Below are 17,445 nucleotides of genomic sequence, written 5' to 3'. Positions count from 1 at the left end.
GGCCGTTACAGTGGGAGCATCTGCTTCATGCGGTGACAACACCAGTGGAGAGCGGGTCGGTGCGTCCAATGCAGTGCGTACCCCGGTGTGATGAAGCACCACGCCCCTCGAGACCGGGTCTCCGCAGAGAGCAGCGACACCAACTCTGTACCCAATGGAGGGAAAGACAGTGACCACCGTTGCAAAGGCGCCCGGTGAAGAGATAACTGCGGAACAGATCGCCGCAGAAGCTCCCACATCGCACCAGAAGCTGATCGACTTTGTCGCTCAGACCGCCGCACTCACACAGCCCGATGAGGTCTACTGGGTGGACGGCTCCGACGAGGAGTACACCCGCCTGACCGACGAGCTCGTCGAGGCCGGAACCCTCACCCGACTGACCAGCCCGGACTTCCCGAACTCCTTCGCAGCATTCTCCGACCCCGCGGACGTGGCGCGCGTAGAGTCCCGGACCTTCATCTGCTCCGAGAAGGAGCGCGACGCCGGCTTCACCAACAACTGGGTCGAGCCCTCCGAGATGCGCTCCACGCTCAACGGCGTCTTCGACGGGGCCATGCGCGGACGGACCATGTACGTGATTCCGTTCGTCATGGGGCACCTTGAGGCCGATGACCCCAAGTTCGGTGTGGAGATCACCGACTCCGCCTACGTCGTGGCCAGCATGCGCATCATGGCGCGCATCGGCACTGATGTGCTGCGCAAGATCGAGGAGCTTGCCGAATCGGCCCCGGAGAAGGCCTTCTTCGTCCCTGCCGTCCACTCCGTGGGTGCACCCCTGGAGCCCGGACAGGAGGATGTGCCGTGGCCCTGCAACGATGAGAAGTACATCGTCCACTTCCCCGAAACGCGGGAAATCTGGTCCTACGGCTCCGGCTACGGTGGCAACGCGCTGCTGGGCAAGAAGTGCTACGCGCTGCGCATCGCCTCCGTGATGGCCCGCGACGAAGGCTGGCTGGCTGAGCACATGCTCATCCTGAAGCTGACCTCCCCGCAGGGCAAGAGCTACCACATCTCCGCCGCCTTCCCCTCGGCCTGCGGCAAGACCAACCTGGCCCTCATCGACCCCACCCTCGAGGGGTGGAAGGCCGAGACTCTGGGCGACGACATCACCTGGATTCGCCCCGGCAAGGACGGCGAGTTCCGGGTGGTCAACCCCGAGTCCGGCTACTTCGGCGTGGCACCGGGCACGGGCTGGCACACTAATGCCAATGCCATGCGCGCCATCGCCAAGGGCAACTCGATCTTCACCAACTGCGCCCTGACCGACGACGGCGGCGTGTGGTGGGAAGGCATGACCGAGGAGCCTCCGGCGCACCTGACCGACTGGCGGGGCAACGACTGGACGCCCGACGCCGACAGGCCCGCCGCGCACCCCAACGCGCGGTTCTGCACCCCGATCGATCAGACTGACATGCTGGCCGATGAGTACTTCGAGCCCAACGGTGTGAAGCTGGACGCCATCCTCTTCGGCGGGCGCCGCAAGACCACCGTCCCGCTGGTGACTGAGGCGCGGGACTGGAACCACGGCATCTTCTTCGGCGCGACGCTGAGCTCCGAGACCACCGCCGCGGCGGAGGGTGCGGTCGGCACCGTGCGGCGTGATCCGATGGCGATGCTGCCCTTCATCGGCTACGACGCCGGTGACTACCTCAAGCACTGGGTCGAGGTCTCCTCCAAGGCCGACCCGGAGAAGCTGCCCAAGATCTTCTTGGTCAACTGGTTCCGGCGTAACCGCAACGGCGGCTTCGCCTGGCCCGGCTTCGCGGAGAACACCCGTGTGCTGAAGTGGATCGTGGAGCGTATTGAAGGGGAGGGCCAGGCAGTGGAGACCCCCATCGGATTCACTCCGACCCCGGAGGCTCTGGACCTGACCGGGCTCGATGTCTCTGCAGAGGACATTGAGGATTCGCTGAAGGTTGACCGGCAGGAGTGGGCTGCAGAGCTTGCTGACATTGAAGAGTGGTTCGCCCGCTTCGGAGAGTCTCTGCCGGCCTCCATTCAGGCCGAGCTTCATCAGCTGCGCCAGCGCGTGAACCCCTGACAGGAGGCCTGAGGCCTCAAACATCTGAATCTGAAACATTGCCGGGGCGTGGGCGGGGAAACCTGATTCGCGTCCCGGCAATGTTTCATGTGCGGGGCTTTGACGGTGGTCAATGAAACAACGGCGGGTCGTGCGAACAGGGGGGGCGTGAAGCGTGTGGATAGGATCAGCTCCATGCAGACCTCGTGGTGGGACGCCGTCAGCCGAGGCGACGGCGGGGGACTCGCCCAGCGCATCGTGGACGTGCTTGCCCCGGTGGTGCGCCAGAACATCAACCTCATGAACTCCTCCGGCATCATCGTGGCCTCCACCGACCCCGAGCGCATCGGTGCCGAGCACCGGGCGGCGCTCCAGGTGCTAGAGACGGGCCAGGCCGTCGTCGTTCGGGAGCCCCGGGACGGGATTCCGGACCGGCCCGGCATCAACCTGCCGCTCATCATTGATGGTCATCTCACCGGCGTCATCGGGGTCACCGGCGAACCGGAGGCGGTGGAGCCACTGGCCCATGTGGTGGTGCTGACGGTGGAGTTGCTCATCGAGCAGGAGCGGGAGCACCACACCTCCATGGTGGCACGCAGCCGGGCACGTGAGATCGTCGCAGCCCTCGTCTCTGACGGCCAGTCCCTGCTGAAAGTCGGCGAGCTCCTCCGCGCGGAGGGTCTGGGGGAGGGGCCTTGGTCCCTCGGGGTCTGGGCGGCACCGGAGCCGCGTCAGGACGGCTCGGCTCAGCCACCGCACCAGGCCGAGAACATCGTCATGGAGATCAACGAGGGGCGCAGCCCATCCGGACGGCCGACCGCCCGTGCTGTGGTGTGGCGGGGACTGCTCTGGGTGGTCTCCGGTGCGGCCAGGCTCGATGAGTCACTGGGAGAGGAGCGGTCCCGGCGTCTGGTGACCTCCGGTGTGGCGACCCTCGAGGACCTGCGCTCCTGGGCGCAGGATATGGCGGCGCTGGCACGCGCGGTCGGGCTGCTCCCCACCGGGACGGAGGCGGCGCCCGTGCCTGCGGAACTGGCCATTGCCCTGGCGCATCTGCCGCAGCATACGATGCGCCGCGTCGCTGATCTGACGAGCCCGCTCACGCAGGCTCAGCACGAGACGGTCCGCGCGGTGGCGTACGCCGGATCTCTGGCGGAAGGAGCTCGCATGCTCTACCTGCACCGCAACACCCTTCTCCAACGGGTGGAGCGGATCCGGAATCTGACGGGGCTGGATCTGCGGCGCTCAGATCAGGCGACGCTCCTCACTCTGTCGGTCCTCGCACGTGACACGATCCATGAGTAGGGCAAAGTGCACATATAACTGCGCCTGATCTCCCTCTTATTCTGGGCTGAATGACGTGTTGGTGGGCGTCGATCTGCACGTAGCATGTGATCCATGCCACTGACATCGACGTCGTCGTCCGCCCTGAGGGTTGCCGTGATTCCCGATTCCTTCAAAGGAAGCGCCACGGCCTCCGAGGTCGCTGAGGCGATGGCTGCCGGTGTCCGCCGTGCCGCTGCGGTTCTCGACGTTGAGGTCCATATTCAGACCCTGCCCTTTGCCGACGGGGGAGAAGGAACCCTGGATGCGATCTGCAGCGCCTGGGGAGTCCAGCCGCGCACCGCAGAGGTCACTGATGCGCTCGGAAGAGCCGCCCGCGGCCGCTACGCCGTCTCCGAGCCGAACGCGACAGGCCACCGCATCGGGGTCATCGAAGCAGCCGAAGCTAACGGCTTGCCCCAGGTCAGCGACGTTCCCCCGCGCCCCCTGGAGGCGACCACCTACGGCGTCGGAGCGCTGGTGACCGCCGCACTGGATGCAGGCGCCGAGGAGATCCTGCTATGCATCGGCGGCTCGGCCACTACTGACGGCGGAGCCGGTCTCGCCCAGGCACTCGGTGCCCGACTCCTGGATGAGCACGGCCACGACCTGGGTCCCGGGGGTGCCGCGCTGGCCCAGCTGCACCGCATTGACCTCGCCGGCCTGGACCCCCGCTCCCTGAAGGTCCGTTGGCGCATCGCCTGCGACGTCACGAACCCCCTGCTGGGTCCGGAGGGGGCCGCCGCGGTGTTCGGACCCCAAAAAGGTGCCGACGAGGACGACGTCGCGGTTCTTGACGCTGCCCTGACCCGCCTTGTCGACGTGCTCACCTCCCAGACCGGGCGCGACGTTCGCCGTGAGCCGGGCACGGGAGCAGCCGGGGGAATGCCTGTTGTCCTGATGAGCCTGTTCGACGCCGAGATCCTCCCGGGCGGGGCGCTCGTGGCCGAAACGCTTGAGGCCCGGCGGCTGAGCGAGACCGCGGACCTGGTGCTGACCGGCGAGGGACGCTTGGACCAGCAGTCCCTGCACGGCAAGGTCGTCGACACCGTCCGCAGCATCACCCCGCGACGAACCCCGCTCGTGGTCCTCGCCGGCTCCGTGGACATCACCCCTGACCAGCAGCGCGAGGCCGGTATCACTGCCGCGTTCTCCATCGCCCCCGGCCCCCAAACACTCGCAGAGCTCCAAGCCCGTGCCGCCGAGCGGGTGGCCGAGGCTGCGGAACAGATCTTCACCGTGTATCTCGCCGGCCGCAGCCGGACCGTCCTGCATCCACCCATTCGCTGAACCACCACATAAGAAGAAAGAGAAGCCGATGATGTCTTCTGCACCTCACGCCCCCGGAGGCCACCGATGATCGATCTGCTGATCCTGCTCGGCCTCGTCGCCGCTATTGTCCTGGTTACTGCGCGCTGGAAGATCAGTCCCTTCCTGGCACTGCTCGGCGCGGCCCTGTTGGCTACTTTCCTGTACCGCATCCCCTTAGCCGAAAGCGTCCCCACGGTCACCCAGGCCTTCGGTAACACCCTGGGCAACATCGGTCTGGTGATCATCTTCGGCACCATGATCGGAGTCATTCTGGAGCGCTCCGGCGCGGCGATCTCGATGGCCGATGCGCTCATCAAGGTCCTGGGCAAGCGGTTCCCGAACCTGACGATGACCCTGATCGGCTACATCGTCTCGATTCCGGTCTTCTGCGACTCCGGCTATGTGATCCTTAATTCTCTTCGCAAGGCCATTACGGCCCGTGCGGGCATCTCCGCACTGGCGACCTCCACCGCCCTGATGACCGGCCTCTTCGCTACCCACAACCTGGTGCCGCCCACCCCGGGGCCACTGGCCGCCGCCGAGGAGCTCAACGTCACCAGCGACCTGGGGCTGCTCATCGGGCTGGGCCTGGTGGTCTCCCTTGTGTCCGCGCTGGCGGCGCTGCTCTTCGCCTCCCGCCTCTCCCACAAGGAGTTCGCGGCGCTGCCGGCGGAGAGGGAGGATGACCTGGAGGTCCAGGACTACGAGCAGCTGCGTGCCTCCTACGGCAAGCTGCCGCACCCGTTCATGGCTTTCCTTCCCATCAGCCTGCCGCTGGTGCTGATCTGCCTGGGCTCGATCGCGAAGCTTCCCGGTGAGCCGCTGGGTGCGGGCGTGCTTGCGGAGGCTCTGATCTTCCTGGGCACCCCGGTGATTGCACTGATCCTGGGTCTGGCCGCCGCGGTGCTGCTGATCTCCGGTGACGGCAAGCTGGGACAGTTCAATGAGGACATCATCGAGTCAATTCGCGTGGCCGCGCCGATCCTGCTGATCACCGGCGCCGGCGCTGCCTTTGGCGCGGTGCTCAACGCCTCGCCGTTGACCGACTTCCTGGCGGACAACATCGCCGGCATGGGGTTGGGCCTGGCGGTGCCGTTCCTCATCGCTGCGGCGCTGAAGACCGCGCAGGGGTCCTCCACGGTGGCGATCGTGACCACCGCCGCGCTGGTCGCACCGCTGCTGGGCAGCCTTGGCCTGGACTCCACCACGGGCTCTGTCCTGGCTGTGCTGGCCATCGGGGCTGGGGCCATGGTGGTCTCCCACGCCAACGACTCGTTCTTCTGGGTCGTGTCCCAGCTCTCCCGCATCCCGGTCGCCACCGCCTACCGCACACTGACCGTTGCCACGGCAGTCCAGGGTGTCACCGCGTTCGCGGTAATCCTGCTGCTCAGCCTCGTGATGCTGTGAGACTCGCACCTTCCTCGCGCTGAGCAGAAAAGGCCGGGTGATGAGGCAGTTGATGTGCCTCTCACCCGGCCTTTCGCCGTCGTCGTGCCTGCGGTGGTCTGAGGTCAGCCGCGTACGAGCGCGAGCACCTCGTCCCGCACGGCTTCCATCTGCTCGGCCGTGTGGGCCTCACCGTTGAACCGCAGGAACGGTTCGGTGTTGGAGGGGCGCAGGTTGAACCACCAGGTGCCGTCAGCCGCCTGGACGCGCAGACCATCCAGGTGGTCGACGACGACGTCGCGGCTCTCAAAGGCTGACTGGACCTTCTCCATGGCGCTGGTCTTGTCCTGAACCTCCGAGTTGATCTCGCCCGAGGCGAAGTAGGGGTTGTACTCCGCGGCCAGCTCGGAGAGCGGAAGGTCCTGCTCACTGAGGGCGGCCAGCACGTGCATGGCGGCCAGCATGCCGGTGTCCGCATTGAAGAAGTCGCGGAAGTAGTAGTGAGCGGAATGCTCGCCGCCGAACACCGCCTGCTCCTCGGCCATGACGGCCTTGATGAAGGAATGGCCCACCCGGGTCTCTACGGCCCGTCCGCCCTCGCGCTCCACCAGCTCCGGAACAGCGCGGGAGGTAATGAGATTGTGGATGATCACCGGGGTCTCCTCGCCGGCGGCGCGCACTCGCGCAATCTCCCGGCGGGCCACCAGTGCGGTCACCGCGGAAGGAGAGACAGGCTGTCCCAGCTCATCGATCACAAAGCAGCGGTCGGCGTCGCCGTCGAAGGCCAGGCCTATGTCGGCCCCGCGAGTGGTCACAGCGGCCTGCAAGTCGCGCAGGTTCTCACTTTCCAGCGGGTTTGCCGGATGGTTGGGGAAGGTGCCGTCCAGTTCAAAGTAGAGCGGCTCAATCTCCAGCGGCAGAGCCTCGAGTTTCTCATCACCCAGCACCGCCGGGGTGGTCATGCCCGCCATGCCGTTGGCTGCGTCAACGACCACCTTCAGACGGCGGCCGCCGCTCAGATCCACCAGGGAGCGGAGGTACTCGGCATAGGGACGCAGCATGTTGTCCGCGGTGATGGCGCCGGGGGAGGGGTGGGTCGGGATCTCGCCTGCGTCCAGATACGCCTGGGCGGCGTCGCGAATGTCGATGAGACCTGTGTCAGCGCTGAGCGGCACGGCGCCGGCGCGTGACATCTTCATGCCGTTGTACTCGGCGGGGTTGTGACTTGCGGTGAAGACGACGCCCGGGGCCTTCAGTTTGCCCGAGGCGAAGTAGAGCATGTCGGTGGAGACCAGGCCCAGCTGCAGCACGTTCGCGCCGCGGGCCACTGCGCCCGCGGTGAACGCATCGGCGAACTCGGCTGAGGAGGGGCGCATATCCCCGCCCACTAGCACCTGCTTGCCGGCGAGTCCGAGCACATCAACGAATGCGGCGCCTACCGCTTCGACTGAGGCGGCCGAGATGGTCTCACCGACGAGCCCGCGCACGTCGTAGGCCTTGAAGGATTCCGAGAGATCTATAGTCACGCTCACATACTATCTATCCAGACTCGTGGCCTAGACTGAGCCCATGCCCGAGATTCTGGCCCTCGTCGTTCTGGTGGTTGTGGTGGTCATGCTCGTGCGCATGTTCGTCCAGCGGCAGGCTCGCCGCATGGGACAGAACATCCATGAGAAGGTCACCCCGGAGAACGCACGCAAAGCTGCCCTGCTGCTGACTGACGAGCAGCACCGGGAGCTCTACCGCACTATCGCGGCAGAGGATGGGCGTCGCGCCGTGGCGCTCTTCCGCCAGGCCACAGGGGCCTCCATTGCGGATTCGATCATCGCGGTTCAGGCCCTGTACCGATACCCCCAGCAATCGCCGTCGGAGATCCGCTTCGAAGAGGGATTCAACCTCAACGACGACGACGGCGACCAGGTCGAGGACGAATCGTTGGAGGACGCCATCGACCAGGTGCGCGAAGACCTGCAGGATGATTCCGGCCCGCTCGCCGAGGCGGATCCGAACACCGGGGAGATCCTCGGGGAGAACAAGGCGGACATCCCGGATATCCCCGGCGGGGAGCGCCCCGCCGCGGCAGACGATGACGAGGTCGATGAGCGGGCTCGCGAGCTGCTGCGTGAATCTGGCTTCGACCCGGACCAGGAACTGACCATTCCTGAGGAATGGGCCGCCGAGCAGGCCGAGGAGCTCGCCGGGTTCCACCTGGAGGTTCAGCGCGGGGAAGAGAAGATCACGCTCTCTCATGAGGATCTTGAGCCCTGGGTCCACGATCAGCTCTACGCGCTGCTGCGTGATGACCACGTGGATGAAGCCGCTCAGCTGCTCTCGGATCATTCCCCGCTGACCACTGAAGAAGCCCATCGTTTCCTCGTGGTCTTCAAGAACCAGAGCTGATCCGCGATTCAGGCGCCTCATCGGGGCTCCTGAGAAGACTTATGCGGACCGGCGCCACGTTCAGCGTCGCCAGAATGAGACAGGCGAAGGCAAAGCTCCACCAGTTCTCAAACGCTGAGACCAGCACTGGCAGGACGAACAGCGTCAGACCCATCAGCGCAAAGTAGAACGCGAGCATTGGCAGCAGCGGTGGGGCACCGCGCTCTTTGATCCCGTGGGCCCGGGCGAAGTATTTCCAGGCGGGCACGCACACCAGTACGCACACTGCCAGCATTAATAGCGCCAGCCAGCCGAAATTCTCCTGAGAGTTCATGAGAAGACGGCTGGTGCCGAAGCCGAAGTAAACGAACCCTAGAACGATGGCCAGCACCACGGCCGAGTAACCGTCATGCGGCGCTCCCAGCGCAGGCTTTCCGGGCTCCTCCGGGAATCCTCTGGAGAGCGACGGTGGCGTGTGGGCCTGTGGCCCGTGATCGGGCTCCTGCATAGCGCCACCCTAACAATTCCTCCCCAGGGCTTCTACCGAGCTACGGAGCGATTGAGTGGAGGGTGGACAGCGGAATCTCGCCGGACGAACCATCTAGGGTGAAGAGATGGTCACCTTTCTTGAAGCTGCTGACACCGCCGTAGGAGATGCACCGCCCCTGTCTGACGTTGCCGAGTACGCCTATGCGGCGATCGTGCCGCCGGGCGCTTCCCTGGTGCAGGTCGCCGGCGCCTGCCCCCTCGATGCGAACGGCGTGCCACTTTTCCCCGAGAATGTGCGCGGTCAGGCGCAGGTCTGCGTGCAGAACCTGCAGCAGTCCCTGGAAGCCGCTGGTGCGAGCCTCGAGCACCTCATCAAGACCACTGTCTACGTGGCATCCACCCGCCAAGAGGACCTGGTCGCTGCGTGGGAAGTGATCCGTGATGCTCTGGCTCCGCATCGTCCGCCGAGTACGCTGCTGGGCGTGGCAGCCCTGGGCTATGACCACCAGCTGGTGGAGATCGAAGGACTGGCCGCGTTCACCGCAGCTGCGGAGGCGCCCGGTGCTGACTGAGGACCTACGCGCAGCAGCAGAAGCCCAAGGCATCCAGAAGTTCGTGGTCGGTGCGGTGATCCACGATGACGACCAAGTGCTGCTGGTGACCCGCAGCCTCGAGGATGATTTCCTCCCCGGACTGGAGGAGGTGCCCTCCGGCGGTGTGGACGCGGGCGAGTCTCTGCAGCAGGCTCTTGAGCGCGAGCTGGAGGAAGAGGTCGGCTTCGCCCCTGCGACCATTGATCGCGGTTTCCTCGCGGAGTTTGACTACCGGTCGCGGTCTGGCCGCATGACCCGACAGTTCACGGTGTCGGTACCGCTTGCGGGACGCGCCGTGAAGCTCTCGGAGGAGCACACGTCGTCGCGCTGGATTCAGGCCCGTGAGGTGGACTCATCCCGCGCAACACCGGAGACCCAGCAGGTGCTACGCCGCTGGTTCAGGTGGCACGCCTCCTGAGGCTCAGGTTTACTCTGCCTGCTCCAGGGCGACGACGGCGCCCATGGACTTGTCGTGGAAGCGTACCGCGACGCCGTCCCGCACGACCTCTAGAAGGCGGTTACGAGCATTGCCGCGCTCGTCGAAGGTGAGGTGCGGGAACTTAGCCCGGAAGCTGTCGCTGCTGGTGCGCGTGACGAACTGCAGGTGCCGCACCCCCTCCTTCGCAGCGCCGCTCTTGGGCTGGGGCAGTTCCACGAAGCTGACGCTCCAACCCGGTCCTGACAGGGGAGTGTGCAGTTCGAACACCGCGATGAGGCGACCGTTGATCTCGCTCTCGGAGATGAGCGTCCCCACGGCCGTGAGTTCCGCCTTGACCTGGTCGTAGCGTTCGTTGCTGGGGACCTGCAGGCACAGCGTGTCGTTCTGCACGAGTTCCTCACGGACGCCCAATGAGTCGATCAGCGCCTCGGCCTGGGGGAGGTACGTGTCATAGAGCTGAGCAATATTCATCGCCAGCTACGCTACACGGACTGAATGCGACGAAGGGCAGGAGAAACGGTGCTGACGGAGTACGCGGCGGGAATGAAGAAGCAGTTCACGGCCACCGGGTACGTGGTCAATGAAGACCGCACCAGGATGCTGATGATCTTCCACCGCGGGCTCCAGCGCTGGCTTCCGCCCGGAGGACACGTGGATCCGGATGAGTTCCCCAACGACACCGTGCTGCGTGAGGTGAAGGAAGAAACTGGGCTCACCGCACACCATGCCGGGGAGCACCTGCTGGATCTGGGGGTCAACGACACTACCGAGACCCAGCTGCCGACGCCGTTTGCCATGGCCGCGCAGCTGATTCCGGAGTCACACAAAGACGTCGAGCACATTCACATGGACCTGATGTACTTCTTGGTAGCCGATGAGGGCACGTCCCTGACCGTCTTGGAGACCGAGGTCGATGACGCCCGGTGGTTCAGCCAGGCGGAGGTTCTGGACGGGCTGCTCACTCCGGACAGCGTGCGGAGTTTCGCGCAGGCGCACCTGAAAGAGGTTTAACGGTGTGGCGTGATCAGTTCGACGCCATGGTCTTCGACTGTGATGGCGTCCTGGTGGACTCCGAGCCGATCGTCAACCAAGTGTTGCGCGATGACGTGGCAGCGCTGGGCTGGGAGATGACGGTGAGTGAGTGCGTGCAGACCTTCGTGGGTGCGTCGTTGGAGGGAGTGCGTGAACGGATTGAGCAGCACCTCGGCAGGCCGGTGGGCGATGTGTGGGTCGTGGAGTTCGTCCAGCATCGGGATGACGCACTGCGCGCTGGACTGCGGCCGGTCCCGGGAGCGGCGGGACTGGTAGCCGCGGCGGAGGAGGCATTCGAAGGTCGGATTGCGTGCGCCTCGAACTCTGACCGGGCGAAGATCGAACTTCAATTGGATAAGACCGGACTGCTGGCGCCGTTTCAGGGGCGTATCTTCAGTGCGGCAGAAACGGGTCCGGAGAAACCCTCCCCGGCGGTCTATCTCGCTGCAGCATCGTCCTTCGAACCGCCCAGCTCTAGGCCGCTGGTCCTTGAGGATTCCCCGTCGGGCGTCCGTGCCGGAAAAGCAGCAGGAGGCTGGGTGATCGGCCTGGCGGCGACCGTCAGCGCTGATGGGCTGAAGGAGGCCGGCGCCGACGTCGTCGTGACATCCCTCAGTGAGGTGGCCGGTCTGCTGGAGGCAGAGTCTCCGCGGTAGCGGACGCCAGTCCAGCTCCCGCCGCCGAGAGTTCACTGCGCAGCGTTCACCACTGCGTGGGTGCTGGTGACGGTGGCGAACTCGCCGTGCAGATTGGTGGCGGTGATCTTGGCGAGGGCGTCGGCGGTAATGAGCTCACCATCGGGCGAGGTGCGATCGAACGTATGGGTCGCGTCCAGGGCGAAGAAGACGCGATACCCCAAGTTGCCTCCCACGCGGGCCGTGGTCTCACAGCAGTGATTGGTGGTGATTCCGCAGATCACCAGCTCCTCGATACCTTCCTGCTGCAGCCACGTATGAAGGTTGGGTGTGCCGTGGAAGCAGGAATTCACGGCCTTGATCACCAGCAGATCAGGAGTTCCGGTGACGACGTTCTGGAACTGGTTGCCCGGCCGGTCCGGGTGAAGGGGTGAGTCCGGATCTGCGGAGTCGTGGCGAACGAACACCACGGGACGATTCGTGTTCCTCCAGTGCTCGATCAGAGTCCCAATGTTCTCTTCGCATGCGGAGTTGTTGCGCCCTCCCCAGTACTCCGCGTCATGGAATGCCTGTTGCACGTCCACGACCACCAGCGCTGCACGTGCGCTCAGAACCACCTCGGCTGCCGTCATGTCGCACACAGTACAGGGTGGTCCTCCTGGACGTGTGAGTCATGCTGTGGGACGCGGGGGAGACCCACTGGTGACGCGGCAGTAGCATGTGGACATGCACCTGATCCTGAGGACACTGCTGATCCTGATCAAGGCACGACGCCGTCCGCCCGCCTCCCTCTGGGAGCCCACCGAGATTACCCTGCGGGCGATGCTGACCGACGTCGATCTGCTGCGGCACATCAACAACGGACAGTACTTCTCGCTCTTTGATCTGGGCCGTTACGACCTCATGGTGCGCTCTGGGTTCTGGGACGCATGCCGCCGCCGGGGCTGGTATGCCGTGGTGCAGGCTGAGCAGGTCACCTTTCGCCGTTCCGTGAATCTGTGGCAGCGGTTCCGGCTGGCGACCCGGATCATCGGGGTGGATGACCGGTGCTTCTACATCGAGCATCGGGTGGTGGTGGGCGGGGAGATCGCCGTCCGAGCCTACGTGGCGGGGCGGCTTATCGGCCCGCAGGGACCCGTGCCTATGGAAGAGATCCTGAACCTGGCTGCCGAGATCGGGGATCCGGCGCCGGAGAACTTCGAGGTCCCGGAGAAGCTGCGGCGCTGGCGGGAGGACTTTGCCCTGCCGTCGTCGCGCCGCGCAGTTCCGCATGACTGGGACTGAGGAACAGGGTCACTGAGCGCGGCAGGGTCGCTCTCTGATCACCATGGCCCTGTTGCTTGGCGCAGAAGCCGGCTCCGGTAGTCTCGGTCTGTAGAACCTGACCCTGGAAGAGCCGGAAGCGGACACATGACTCGGGCGCAGACTCTCACTCTCCCAATCCTCAGCGCAGCAGCGCTGATCCTCACCGCTTGTGGCTCAGGCGACCCCGATCCGGTGGATGAGCCCATGACCCAGGAACAGATCAACCAGGTGCTGCTTCCTCTGGCGGACTTCCCCGGCGAGGTTGAGGTCTATGAGGAGCATTTCGGCGAGAGCCCCTGGGATCCCGACGGCGATGATCAGTGGCTCGGGATGGCCGAGTACTTCGGCGGCGGCGAATGCGTCGAGGCGCTCGACAGCATGGGCGGGATTGACGGCGAGAACCAGCCCGTCGCCTCTGGCGAACGCTGGGCTGGACTTCAACCACCGAGCGACCCGGAGGATCCCTCTCCGACGCTGCGGGTGCGGGTCGCCTCCTACCAGGTCGAGACCTCGGTGGATGCGAGCTGGGATGAGCTCCATGAGCGCTGCGACGGCGAGACCATCGAGGCGGGAGAGCTGGATGAGCGCAATCAGCAAATCACCCTGGAAGCTGCCGACCTGGGCGAGTTCCGAGGGTTCATCGTCCACTGGGAGTGGGACGAGGATGAGGAAAACCATCGCGACACCGGATATGTTCTTTCCTCGGCCCAGGGCCGCCATGTCATCAGCGTGACCGCCAACAGCTTCGATGAGGAGACCGTGGTGACGGTTCTCAGCGAGCAGCTTGATCTGCTGCACGCTGGCCCGGAGACCCAGGATGAGGACGACGACGAGGCGGACGCTGACCGCCATCTGCCCGACGGTCCGCTCAGTCAGGAGGAGCTCACCGGGGCCGTTCTCGACGAAACCCATTTCCCTCTGCCGATTTCCGAGCGCGTCTACCGGGAAAGCGGCGAGGAGATATGGGAGGCGGAGTATCCCACCTGGCACTTCGTGCTCATGGGCGCCATCGCCCCCGCCGCGACCTCGAGGCAGGACGAGATCCCCGCACAGTGCCGACCGCACTGGGAAGAGGACCTTGAGACCATGTTCGAAGGGCCGGCCGCCGATGCCGCCGCCCTGTTCTTCGCGACGAAACCTGAACTGCGCACTGGCAGCGATTCGCCGGCAGGTGCAGCGGTACTGCTGCAGTCCTATTCCGAAGAAGTGGCCGCCCATGACACCCAGCAGCTCTGGAAGGACTTCCTCGAGGGCTGCGCGGGCCAGTTCGAGCACGAACGCGGCACCACACTCGTGGAGGAGTACGCTCCCTACGGCGGGCAGGGATTCTATGCCCGAGGGGAGAGGGAGAACGGTGAGGAGCTTACGTCCTATGCCGCCTACTTCGAATTCGGCCACACCACGCTGCACGTCGTGGGCATAGGCATCAGCGAAGACGAGATGGATCAGGTCATCACCGCTCAGCTGGAGAATCTGGAGCAATAGCTCGCCTGGTGTGGAGGTTGCTCGAGAGCAGTGCGTATGCGCCGCTTTTGGAGACTCTTTTCCTGTGGATATTCCGTGTGCGTTTCCGGGACTCGAAACGCTAGGTCGGAGTTCCGTCCGGAGGTAGGAAATCACTCGAGAACTCCGTTGAAAAGGCGCTCCTCAGGTTTTTTCTGTGTGGGTGCAGCCTTCGCTGAAGGCTGCGTCTTGGCTCCTACGTGGCACCGACGAGCGTTCGGGGGCACGTTCCGAGAGTTTCTCCGCACGTTCCAGTTACCGGAATGTCAGGCGGCGGCTTAGGTTCAGAGCGCCGGTCGCAGAACTGTCTGTGGTCGCCATATAAGCGGATCGCCCGTCTGATATCTCTCAAGACAGAAAGTCAAGGTACGCGTGGAACCTGAGTCTTTTCTCCTCTGCCTGTGTGTTTTCGTGGTTGTTCTCTTGGTCGTGTGGCTCTGGGCTGTTTTGACTGTGGCGAGACGCAACAGCGAGTACGCTGCGAAACACCTCGAGTTCGTGACGCACGCCGACGTTGACACTGTATTGGTGGCAATCCAACGTGCGGTGGGGCGAGTGTCGCGAGCGCGAATCACCAGTCGAAGTCGGCTCGGAGTGGTAATCACTATTGGATCGCGCCTCTTGAGTAATGGTCAGATCCGGCTGGACCTTCAGATCAATGACGGCTTTGTGGTGGGCCAGGGGTATCCCACTACCGAAAGACACGCTGGGATGGTGAATACGGCGGCTCCCGTCGGCCTCAAAGTATTCGCTGCCATCGAGGACGAGATTCGTAGGCTCGACCCGCAGGCCGAGATTATGGGGTGAGAAGTCTTGAGCTCAGGTGCGGGCATCAGGTTGAGCTGGAGTATCTCGTGGAGAGCCGGAGTCCTCGGTATGGGAATCGGCGGTCTCTACCTGTTTTCCCGCTCGGACATGCTTAGTCTCATTCCCCCGTGCGGGATTTACGAGAGCTACGGGGTCCTATGTCCTGGATGCGGTGGGAGTCGTGCGGTCCAAGCATTGTCTAGCGGCAACGTCTTTGCTGCGGTTCAAAGCAACATTTGGGTCGTATTGCTGGTTCTTGGAGCGATCTGGCTCCTTTGTAGTCCAGCGTTCCGAATATGGGCCGGCCCCACGGCAAGGCTGCGGCTCGATGCGGTGGACCTGCGTGTGCTCCTAGTCCTTATCCTGACTCCCGTCCCCTTAACTTTCGTTCGGAACGCCCATCTGCTGTCGTCGCTCTGAGGACCTCAGGGGGGAGGTGCCATGCACGGTGCATCTGGCAGGAGGGACGGATAAAGTTGCCTCATCGCTTAATACCCCCGCTTCAGAGCCGGGCGTACCATAATTAGTCATCACCCAGCGGGGCCCAACGGCGGTGCGGGTGGGATTCGAACCCACGGTAGGGGTTGCCTACAACGGTTTTCAAGACCGTCACCTTCGGCCGCTCGGTCACCGCACCAGCGCATGAAGCGCCCTGACATGGTATCAACTTCATAGACGTCCCCGAGCCCAGGAGAGTGAACCGATGCGCGCCTACCTCTACAACGGGGCAGGAGGTCCCGAAGTGCTGGACCTCACCGAAGTGCCGGACCCCGTGCCCGGCGCGGGCGAAGTGCTGATCGAGGTGGCCGGCGTGGGCCTCAACCGAGCTGATGTCATGCAGCGCATCGGCGTCTATCCGCCGCCGAAAGGCGTCACGAACATCCCCGGACTGGAAGTCTCCGGAGTGGTGGCCGCCGTGGGAGAGGGCAGCGACGCCTGGGTGCAGGAGCTGAAGGGCAAGCAGGTGGTGGCTCTGCTGGCAGGAGGCGCCTACGCCGAGAAAGTCTCCGTCGACGCCCGGCACGTACTTCCGGTTCCTGCGGGAGTGGACCTGGTGGACGCCGCAGGCCTCATCGAAGTCGCAGCCACCGTGCACTCCAATCTGCGCGGTGAGGCCAAGGTGGCGCCAAGGGAGACGGTGCTTGTTCACGGCGGCACCGGAGGCATCGGCACTTTTGCGCTGCAGTACCTCTCGGCACTAGGCGCAACGGCTCTCACGACAGTAGGCAACGCCGAGAAGGCCCAGCTTGCCGAGCAGCTCGGAGCCGCGCACGCCATCAACTACCGCGAGGAAGACCTCGTCTCACGGGTCAAAGAGCTCACCGATGGCCGCGGAGTCGATGTCATCTTCGACGTCGTCGGAGCCAAGTATCTTCAGGCCAACCTGAAGTCCCTGGCACCGGATGGGCGCCTGGTGATCATTGGCCTGATGGGTGGCCGCAAGGCTGAGGCCGATCTGGGGCTGATGCTGGCCAAGCGCCTGCGGATCATTGCCACTACCCTGCGGTCCCGCGGTGCCGACGCCAAAGCTGAGATTGTGCGCGGCGTGGGGGAGGAGATCTGGCCGCTGATCGAGAACGGCCAGATCAGCATTCAGACGAACAAGGTCTTCGGCTTTGATGAGGCGCGCGCGGCCCAGGAGTACTTCGACTCCGGAGAACACACCGGCAAAGTCCTGCTGCGGCTGTAAACTCTGGTGATCATGAAGCTGTTCACACGCCGTCGTCGTGCCCGCCGGATGGAGAAGGAGCTTGGCACCGGACTCTGGCGGCAGGCCCATGACCGCTATGTGCGAGGGCTGGACCGCTACCATCAGATTCTTGAGGGTGTGGAGGATGACCAGCTGCACAATCAGCTGGTGCTCATCGGAGATGAGCTCGCCGAACAGCTGCCCACGGTTTATGACCTCTGCCGCACGGCGCATGAGGTGTACCCGGCCGAGGGAATGCAGGTTCCCGGCGGTGCCGCGAACCGGCTTCACTCCTGCCTGTCCCGTGCGGCCAACCACCTGGCCACCACCGCCGAGGCGGCAGCCATGGCTCGCCTGCAGCACGGCACGGTGGAAGCAGTGCGGCGACGCGCGGATCAGGTAATGAGCTGCCTGCAGGACGCGGAAGCGGCCCTGGCAGGGGAGTAGATAACGGAGCCACCTGCCGGAATCGAACCGGCGACCTATTCATTACGAGTGAATTGCTCTACCGACTGAGCTAAGGTGGCCTGCGC

At 64.6% G+C, this 17,445-nt stretch carries 19 protein-coding genes and 2 tRNA genes; 15 read left to right on the top strand and 6 right to left on the bottom strand.

Features of this window, described 5'->3' with window-relative positions:
- The first annotated feature begins 154 nt into the window (after window positions 1-154).
- The 4 genes from RH857_RS02480 (at window position 155) to RH857_RS02465 (ending at window position 6,061) form a co-directional block, all read left to right on the top strand.
- A complete protein-coding gene (locus tag RH857_RS02480; RefSeq protein ID WP_374761105.1) occupies window positions 155-2,041 on the top strand; it encodes a phosphoenolpyruvate carboxykinase (GTP) in 1,887 nt (628 codons plus the stop codon).
- A gap of 174 nt (window positions 2,042-2,215) precedes the next feature.
- The gene (locus tag RH857_RS02475) at window positions 2,216-3,325 is read left to right on the top strand and encodes a CdaR family transcriptional regulator (protein WP_310536395.1); all 1,110 of its coding nucleotides are present in this window, start codon (window positions 2,216-2,218) and stop codon (window positions 3,323-3,325) included.
- A 93-nt stretch (window positions 3,326-3,418) separates the two neighbouring features.
- On the top strand, window positions 3,419-4,633 hold the full coding sequence (locus RH857_RS02470; RefSeq protein ID WP_310536394.1) for a glycerate kinase: 1,215 nt from the start codon (window positions 3,419-3,421) through the stop codon (window positions 4,631-4,633).
- 66 nt (window positions 4,634-4,699) lie between these two features.
- Window positions 4,700-6,061, top strand: a complete 1,362-nt coding sequence (locus RH857_RS02465; protein ID WP_310536393.1) for a GntP family permease — start codon at window positions 4,700-4,702, stop codon at window positions 6,059-6,061.
- A gap of 104 nt (window positions 6,062-6,165) precedes the next feature.
- Here the strand turns inward: RH857_RS02465 and RH857_RS02460 are convergent, their stop codons facing one another.
- Window positions 6,166-7,566: a phosphomannomutase/phosphoglucomutase gene (locus RH857_RS02460; RefSeq protein WP_310536392.1), complete on the bottom strand. Its 1,401-nt coding sequence runs from the start codon at window positions 7,564-7,566 to the stop codon at window positions 6,166-6,168.
- A 43-nt stretch (window positions 7,567-7,609) separates the two neighbouring features.
- On the opposite strand from RH857_RS02460, the gene RH857_RS02455 reads away from it, so the two are divergent.
- Window positions 7,610-8,440 carry a hypothetical protein gene (locus tag RH857_RS02455; protein WP_310536391.1) on the top strand — a complete coding sequence of 277 codons (831 nt, stop codon included), beginning with the start codon at window positions 7,610-7,612 and terminating at the stop codon, window positions 8,438-8,440.
- Here RH857_RS02455 and RH857_RS02450 read toward each other — a convergent pair.
- On the bottom strand, window positions 8,424-8,813 hold the full coding sequence (locus RH857_RS02450) for a hypothetical protein (RefSeq protein WP_310536390.1): 390 nt from the start codon (window positions 8,811-8,813) through the stop codon (window positions 8,424-8,426). The two genes, RH857_RS02455 and RH857_RS02450, sit on opposite strands and share 17 nt — an antisense overlap.
- Before the next feature lie 220 nt (window positions 8,814-9,033).
- Here RH857_RS02450 and RH857_RS02445 point away from each other — a divergent pair, with 220 nt between their 5' ends.
- Both RH857_RS02445 and RH857_RS02440 read left to right on the top strand, forming a co-directional pair.
- Entirely contained in the window at window positions 9,034-9,480 is a 447-nt protein-coding gene (locus RH857_RS02445; RefSeq protein WP_310536389.1) for a RidA family protein, read from the top strand.
- On the top strand, window positions 9,470-9,919 hold the full coding sequence (locus RH857_RS02440; RefSeq protein WP_310536388.1) for an NUDIX hydrolase: 450 nt from the start codon (window positions 9,470-9,472) through the stop codon (window positions 9,917-9,919). Before RH857_RS02445 ends, RH857_RS02440 begins: the two co-directional genes overlap by 11 nt.
- A 9-nt stretch (window positions 9,920-9,928) precedes the next feature.
- Here the strand turns inward: RH857_RS02440 and RH857_RS02435 are convergent, their stop codons facing one another.
- Window positions 9,929-10,411, bottom strand: coding sequence for a VOC family protein (locus RH857_RS02435; RefSeq protein ID WP_310536387.1), 483 nt, complete (start codon window positions 10,409-10,411; stop codon window positions 9,929-9,931).
- A 48-nt stretch (window positions 10,412-10,459) separates the two neighbouring features.
- Here RH857_RS02435 and RH857_RS02430 point away from each other — a divergent pair, with 48 nt between their 5' ends.
- On the top strand, window positions 10,460-10,951 hold the full coding sequence (locus RH857_RS02430) for an NUDIX hydrolase (protein WP_310536386.1): 492 nt from the start codon (window positions 10,460-10,462) through the stop codon (window positions 10,949-10,951).
- A 2-nt stretch (window positions 10,952-10,953) separates the two neighbouring features.
- Window positions 10,954-11,628 carry an HAD family hydrolase gene (locus tag RH857_RS02425; protein ID WP_310536385.1) on the top strand — a complete coding sequence of 225 codons (675 nt, stop codon included), beginning with the start codon at window positions 10,954-10,956 and terminating at the stop codon, window positions 11,626-11,628.
- A 32-nt stretch (window positions 11,629-11,660) separates the two neighbouring features.
- Here RH857_RS02425 and RH857_RS02420 read toward each other — a convergent pair whose 3' ends face one another.
- Entirely contained in the window at window positions 11,661-12,239 is a 579-nt protein-coding gene (locus RH857_RS02420) for a cysteine hydrolase family protein (RefSeq protein WP_310536384.1), read from the bottom strand.
- A gap of 94 nt (window positions 12,240-12,333) precedes the next feature.
- Here RH857_RS02420 and RH857_RS02415 point away from each other — a divergent pair, with 94 nt between their 5' ends.
- From RH857_RS02415 to RH857_RS13650, 4 genes are all read left to right on the top strand, one after another.
- Window positions 12,334-12,891, top strand: coding sequence for an acyl-CoA thioesterase (locus RH857_RS02415; RefSeq protein ID WP_310536383.1), 558 nt, complete (start codon window positions 12,334-12,336; stop codon window positions 12,889-12,891).
- A gap of 126 nt (window positions 12,892-13,017) precedes the next feature.
- A complete protein-coding gene (locus RH857_RS02410) occupies window positions 13,018-14,397 on the top strand; it encodes a hypothetical protein (protein WP_310536382.1) in 1,380 nt (459 codons plus the stop codon).
- Window positions 14,398-15,036: 639 nt separating this feature from the next.
- Window positions 15,037-15,222, top strand: coding sequence for a hypothetical protein (locus RH857_RS02405; RefSeq protein WP_310536381.1), 186 nt, complete (start codon window positions 15,037-15,039; stop codon window positions 15,220-15,222).
- Between the two features lie 69 nt (window positions 15,223-15,291).
- Entirely contained in the window at window positions 15,292-15,642 is a 351-nt protein-coding gene (locus tag RH857_RS13650; RefSeq protein ID WP_374761104.1) for a DUF2752 domain-containing protein, read from the top strand.
- Window positions 15,643-15,773: 131 nt separating this feature from the next.
- Here RH857_RS13650 and RH857_RS02400 read toward each other — a convergent pair.
- Window positions 15,774-15,859: transfer RNA gene (locus RH857_RS02400), tRNA-Ser, on the bottom strand.
- 66 nt (window positions 15,860-15,925) lie between these two features.
- Here RH857_RS02400 and RH857_RS02395 point away from each other — a divergent pair.
- Both RH857_RS02395 and RH857_RS02390 read left to right on the top strand, forming a co-directional pair.
- Complete coding sequence (locus tag RH857_RS02395) at window positions 15,926-16,912, top strand: NAD(P)H-quinone oxidoreductase (protein WP_310536380.1); 987 nt, start codon at window positions 15,926-15,928, stop codon at window positions 16,910-16,912.
- Window positions 16,913-16,924: 12 nt separating this feature from the next.
- Window positions 16,925-17,359: a hypothetical protein gene (locus RH857_RS02390; RefSeq protein WP_310536379.1), complete on the top strand. Its 435-nt coding sequence runs from the start codon at window positions 16,925-16,927 to the stop codon at window positions 17,357-17,359.
- Window positions 17,360-17,366: 7 nt separating this feature from the next.
- Here RH857_RS02390 and RH857_RS02385 read toward each other — a convergent pair.
- Window positions 17,367-17,439 (bottom strand) — tRNA-Thr (locus RH857_RS02385).
- Between the last annotated feature and the right edge of the window lie 6 nt (window positions 17,440-17,445).

It is taken from the genome of Nesterenkonia flava (genome assembly GCF_031432335.1).
GTDB classification, from domain to species: Bacteria; Actinomycetota; Actinomycetes; order Actinomycetales; family Micrococcaceae; genus Nesterenkonia; species Nesterenkonia flava.
Note: the sequence above shows the minus strand (reverse complement) of the source record. Positions and strands in the feature narration are given on the sequence as shown.

Excerpts from the sequence above, each read along its gene's own strand:
- RH857_RS02480 (WP_374761105.1), top strand. The coding sequence starts at position 155 with ATGGAGGGAAAGACAGTGACCACCGTTGCAAAGGCGCCCGGTGAAGAG.
- RH857_RS02475 (WP_310536395.1), top strand. The coding sequence starts at position 2,216 with ATGCAGACCTCGTGGTGGGACGCCGTCAGCCGAGGCGACGGCGGGGGA.
- RH857_RS02470 (WP_310536394.1), top strand. The coding sequence starts at position 3,419 with ATGCCACTGACATCGACGTCGTCGTCCGCCCTGAGGGTTGCCGTGATT.
- RH857_RS02465 (WP_310536393.1), top strand. The coding sequence starts at position 4,700 with ATGATCGATCTGCTGATCCTGCTCGGCCTCGTCGCCGCTATTGTCCTG.
- RH857_RS02455 (WP_310536391.1), top strand. The coding sequence starts at position 7,610 with ATGCCCGAGATTCTGGCCCTCGTCGTTCTGGTGGTTGTGGTGGTCATG.
- RH857_RS02445 (WP_310536389.1), top strand. The coding sequence starts at position 9,034 with ATGGTCACCTTTCTTGAAGCTGCTGACACCGCCGTAGGAGATGCACCG.
- RH857_RS02435 (WP_310536387.1), bottom strand. The coding sequence starts at position 10,411 with ATGAATATTGCTCAGCTCTATGACACGTACCTCCCCCAGGCCGAGGCG.
- RH857_RS02420 (WP_310536384.1), bottom strand. The coding sequence starts at position 12,239 with ATGACGGCAGCCGAGGTGGTTCTGAGCGCACGTGCAGCGCTGGTGGTC.
- RH857_RS02415 (WP_310536383.1), top strand. The coding sequence starts at position 12,334 with ATGCACCTGATCCTGAGGACACTGCTGATCCTGATCAAGGCACGACGC.
- RH857_RS02410 (WP_310536382.1), top strand. The coding sequence starts at position 13,018 with ATGACTCGGGCGCAGACTCTCACTCTCCCAATCCTCAGCGCAGCAGCG.
- RH857_RS13650 (WP_374761104.1), top strand. The coding sequence starts at position 15,292 with ATGGGAATCGGCGGTCTCTACCTGTTTTCCCGCTCGGACATGCTTAGT.
- RH857_RS02395 (WP_310536380.1), top strand. The coding sequence starts at position 15,926 with ATGCGCGCCTACCTCTACAACGGGGCAGGAGGTCCCGAAGTGCTGGAC.
- RH857_RS02390 (WP_310536379.1), top strand. The coding sequence starts at position 16,925 with ATGAAGCTGTTCACACGCCGTCGTCGTGCCCGCCGGATGGAGAAGGAG.